This window comes from Aquabacterium sp., assembly GCF_041915145.1.
GTDB lineage: Bacteria > Pseudomonadota > Gammaproteobacteria > Burkholderiales > Burkholderiaceae_C > Aquabacterium.
Genome location: NZ_JAYSBZ010000124.1, coordinates 1 through 674, shown reverse-complemented (window position 1 = coordinate 674; position 674 = coordinate 1). Strand labels below are relative to the sequence as shown.

Below are 674 nucleotides of genomic sequence, written 5' to 3'. Positions count from 1 at the left end.
CCTTCCGCATCTCGCGAGCCCCGGTGGGGCTCGCACTATTTTGGCAAGCGGCCTCCACGATGCCCATTGGCCCTCGTGCAGCTTGCACCATTCATCTCCTCACAATCGAACATCACCACGGCACGGTGCAGGCTTCTTTGACTAATATATGAACACATGTATAATTGTTTATTCAATATTTGGCCTCAGCTCGACTGGTGCTACAGCAGGCGTGCATCTCGTCCCCCGAATCAACATGGATCATGGAAGGACAAGACTATGGAACTTCGTCACTTGCGCTGCTTCATTGCGGTTGCTGAGGAACTCCATTTCGCCCGCGCTGCCGAGCGGCTGCACATCGAGCAGTCTCCACTGTCACGGGCCATCAAGGAACTGGAAGAAGAACTGGGCGTGATGCTGTTTGCCCGCACCACGCGCAGCACTCGGCTGACCCGTGCGGGCGAGCTGTTTCTGGAGCACGTGCGCCGCGTGCTCTCCGCCTTGGAGCAGGCACGCGATAGCGTGAAAGCGGCAGCAAACGGTTTTCATGGCCAGTTGCGCGTGGCATTGTCCGACGGCATCACGCCGTCGCGCCTTTCTGCGTTGCTCGTACTTTGCCGCCAGGAAGAACCCGAGGTCGAAATCCGGTTCTTCGAGGTGCCCCTATCGCAACAGATCAAGGGGCTGCATAGCGA

General features: G+C 58.0%; 1 protein-coding gene. It reads left to right on the top strand.

Annotated elements, in window-relative coordinates; translation table 11 throughout:
• Nucleotides 1–258: 258 nt before the first annotated feature.
• Nucleotides 259–674 (top strand): LysR family transcriptional regulator (locus ACE3SS_RS14740; protein WP_374595245.1); only part of this gene is annotated, 416 nt, incomplete at its 3' end.